This window comes from Paenirhodobacter populi (assembly GCF_004022215.1).
In the GTDB taxonomy this organism is placed as follows: Bacteria; Pseudomonadota; Alphaproteobacteria; order Rhodobacterales; family Rhodobacteraceae; genus Rhodobacter; species Rhodobacter populi.
This window is the reverse complement of sequence record NZ_SAUZ01000060.1, coordinates 1-3698: the sequence shown is the minus strand read 5'-3', so window position 1 is coordinate 3698 and position 3698 is coordinate 1. Positions and strand designations below refer to the sequence as shown.

At 68.1% G+C, this 3698-nt stretch carries 4 protein-coding genes; all 4 read left to right on the top strand.

Going from position 1 to position 3698, the window contains the following annotated elements; translation table 11 throughout:
• The coding region (locus D2T30_RS22690; RefSeq protein ID WP_164884410.1) for an MlaE family ABC transporter permease at positions 1-993 on the top strand (993 nt) is incomplete at its 5' end.
• The gene (locus D2T30_RS22685) at positions 990-1790 is read left to right on the top strand and encodes an ABC transporter ATP-binding protein (RefSeq protein ID WP_128210631.1); all 801 of its coding nucleotides are present in this window, start codon (positions 990-992) and stop codon (positions 1788-1790) included. The genes D2T30_RS22690 and D2T30_RS22685, both read left to right, overlap by 4 nt.
• 2 nt (positions 1791-1792) lie before the next feature.
• Complete coding sequence (locus D2T30_RS22680) at positions 1793-3052, top strand: MlaD family protein (RefSeq protein WP_128210630.1); 1260 nt, start codon at positions 1793-1795, stop codon at positions 3050-3052.
• A gap of 10 nt (positions 3053-3062) precedes the next feature.
• On the top strand, positions 3063-3698 hold a 636-nt coding region (locus D2T30_RS22675), incomplete at its 3' end, for an ABC-type transport auxiliary lipoprotein family protein (protein ID WP_128210629.1).

The window sequence follows — 3698 nt, the reverse complement described above, 5'->3', positions numbered from 1 at the left end:
GCGCCGGAGGCTTTCGCCGGGCGGGTCAGGTTGGACGATGTGGGTTTTCTGGACACGGCGGGGGCGTGGTATCTGCTGCGGCTGCGGGCGGGCGGGGTTGTGCTGGAGGGGTTGAGTCCCGCGCATGCGCAGCTTGTCGCGGCGACGGAGCAGGCGCTGCCGCGGCCCGATCCGCCGGCTCCGGCGCCGACCGGGTGGCGGGCGGCCTTTGCCACGGTCGGGCGGGCCACGGTCGGGCTGGCGGAGCAGTTTTCCGATCTGGGCGAATACCTTGGCCGCTTTCTGGCGGCGCTGTGGCGGGCGCTCCGCCATCCGCGGGAATTTCCCCTGACCGCGCTGGTCTATCATTGCGAGGAGATGGGCCTGCGCGCGGTGCCGATCGTGACGGTGATGTCCTTTCTGATCGGGGTGGTTCTGGCGTTTCAGGGGGCCTCGCAGCTCAGCCGCTTCGGCGCCGAGATCTTCGTCGTGGACCTGATCGCGATTTCCTTGCTGCGCGAGCTGGGGATCCTGCTGACCTCGATCGTCGTCGCCGGGCGCACGGCCTCGGCGCTGACCGCCTCGATCGGCTCGATGAAGATGCAGGAGGAGATCGACGCGATGCGCACGCTCGGCCTCGACCCGGACATGATGCTGGTGCTGCCGCGGGTGCTGGCGCTGGTGCTGATGCTGCCGATCCTCGGGCTGATCTCGAACGTCGCGGGGCTGATCGGCGGCGGGGTGATGTCGTGGGTGGCGCTCGACATCTCGCCCTCGATGTTCACGCAGCGGCTGGTCGGCGAGACCAGCGTCAAGCACGCGATCGTCGGCCTGTCGAAGGCCCCGGTCTTTGCGGTCATCATCGGGATCGTCGGCTGCCGCGCCGGGATGAAGGTCGGCAAGGACGCCACGTCGCTGGGGATGATGACCTCGACCTCGGTGGTGCAGGCGATCTTCGCGGTGATCGTCGCCGATGCGTTGTTCTCGATCTTCTTTTCCGAGGTGGGGATGTGAGCGCGCCGGATGGGAAAGGGCAGGGCGAAACGGTCATCGAGGTGCGCGGCCTCGTCAACCGCTTCGGCACGCATGTGGTGCATGACGGGCTGGATCTGGATGTCCGGCGCGGCGAGATCCTTGGCATCGTCGGCGGATCGGGGACCGGCAAGTCGGTGCTGCTGCGCGCGATCGTCGGGCTGATCCGGCCCGCTGCGGGCACGGTGAAGGTGCTGGGCTCGGTCATCGGCGATCTGGATGCCGAAAGCCGGGCGGCGCTGGAACGCCGCTGGGGCTTCATGTTCCAGAACGGCGCGCTGTTTTCCTCGATGACGGTGTGCGAGAATGTCGAGGTGCCGCTGCGCGCGGTGCCCGGGCTGTCCGAGGCCGACCGGGTGGCGCTGGCGCAGCTGAAAGTGTCGATGGCGGGGCTGCCGTGGAATGCGAACGGCAAATATCCCGCCGATCTGTCGGGCGGGATGCGCAAGCGCGCGGGGATCGCGCGGGCGCTCGCGCTCGATCCCGAGATCGTCTTTCTGGACGAGCCGACCGCCGGGCTCGACCCGATCGGGGCGGATGAATTCGACCGGCTGATCCTGCGGCTGCGGGATGCGCTGAACCTGACGGTGGTGCTGGTCACGCATGATCTGGATACGCTGCATGCCTGCTGCGACCGGATCGCCGTGCTGGCGGAGAAGAAGGTCCTCGTGACCGGCACGATCGCCGAGCTGATGCGCGTCGATCACCCCTGGGTGCGCGAATATTTCCACGGGCCGCGGGCCCATGCCGCCTTCCACCTTGAACCGGAAAGTGAATAGGGATGGAGACCAAAGCCAATTACACCCTGATCGGGGCCTTCACCATCGCGGGGTTCGTGGGAATTCTGGCCTTCCTGATCTGGTTCGCCAAGCTGCAGGTGAACCGGCAGTTCGCCTATTACGACATCTATTTCCCCGAGGTGTCCGGCCTGAACGTCTCCTCCAGCGTCACCTTCGCCGGGCTGCCGGTGGGCAAGGTGATCAACATGCGGATGGCCGATCGCGGCGACGGCAGCGTGCAGGTGCGGATCGAGGTGCAGGAGGATACCCCGGTCCGCACCGATTCCGCCGCCGCGCTGATGCCGCAGGGCGTCACCGGGATCAACATCGTCGCCATCTCGGCGGGCAGCGCGGCGGCGCCGCTGTTGCGCACGGCCTCGGGCGACAGCGTGCCGGTGATCCCCGCCCGCGCGACGGTGCTGCAATCGCTCAGCAGTCACGGGCCGGAAATGATCGAGCGGCTGAACATGGTGTCGGAACAGCTCACCCAGCTGCTGGGCGAGGAAAACCAGAACCGGGTCAGCCGGATCCTCGACAATGTCGAACGGTCGAGCGCGCATCTGGACCAGGCGCTGACCGATATCGCGCAGGCGACCGATGCCGTTTCGTCGACCGTGACGGCCTTTTCGGGCTTCGGCGGGAAACTCGACGGTCTGGGCGAATCCGCCGGGCAGACACTGGCCAGCGCCGATACCGCGCTGAAGAAGTTCACCGAAACCGCGACCAATCTGGACGGTCTGATCGAGACCGGCAATCGCGCGGCGGCGGGGATCGGGGATTACGTCTCGGGCGATCTGGCGGCGCTGACGGCAAGGCTGGACACGACCGCCGCCGCGCTCGGGGACACCGTTCCCGACACCGCCCGGCAGGCCCGCGACACGCTCGCCGCCGCGCAAAGGACGTTCGACGGCGTGTCGGGGGTCATCGACACCGATGTCGGCCCGGTGGTGCGGGATCTGCGCCAGACGCTCGGCAGTCTCGACACCGCTCTGGCGCGGGTTTCGGACGATCTGCCCGAGATCATGTCGCAGCTGCGCGGCGCGGCGGATTCGGCGCAGGGCGCCTTCGCCAGCCTGCGCGGCATGATCGACGGCGCCCGCACGCCGGTCGAGGCCTTCACCCGCAACGGCCTGCCGCAGTTCACCCGCGCGGCAAGCGGCATGCAGGGGCTGATCGCGAACATGGATCAGCTTGTCACCACGCTGCGCCGCAACCCGTCGCAATTGCTTTCCGGGCAGAAAGTGCCCGAATTCCGCCGCTGAGGAACCCGCCATGCCCCGCATCCCGAAAATCGCGCTGCCCGTCCTGCTGATGGCCTCGCTGTCCGCCTGCGCCCCGCTGTCGTCCCTGCTGGGCGAGCCGGACCGCAATATCTTCGAACTGATGCCCGCGGCGGATACGCCGATGCACTGCCGCGCGCGCCCGGTCGGGGATCTGGTGATCGAGGAGCCGAAATCGCGCAGCGTGCTGGACACCGACCGGATCATGATCCGGCCCTCGGCCCTGCAGGCGGAATACCTGCCCGGCGCGCGGTGGGGCGACACGGTGCCGGTCACGCTGCAAACGCTGCTGATCCGCGATTTCAGCCGCTACGACGCCTTCCGCCATGTCGGCCGCGCGCCGGTCGGCACCATGTCGGATTACACCGTGATCAGCGAGATCAATGATTTCAACGCCGAGGCCTCGGGCGGCGGGGCGGTCGTCCGGCTGTCCGTCAACGCCAGCGTGATCCGCGAAGCCGATGCCCGCGTGGTGGCACAGGGCCGCTTCACCCGCGCCGACACGAGCCCGACCACCCGCACGGAGGATATCGTCGAGGCCTTCGACCGCGCAAGCCGCGGCCTCGTCGCCGAAATGACCGCCTGGGGACTGGCCGCAATGCAGATCAACACACAGAATTGTCGGCCC

Bases quoted from the DNA above. Each gene is read 5' to 3' on its own strand.
- D2T30_RS22680 (WP_128210630.1), top strand. From the start codon at position 1,793: ATGGAGACCAAAGCCAATTACACCCTGATCGGGGCCTTCACCATCGCG.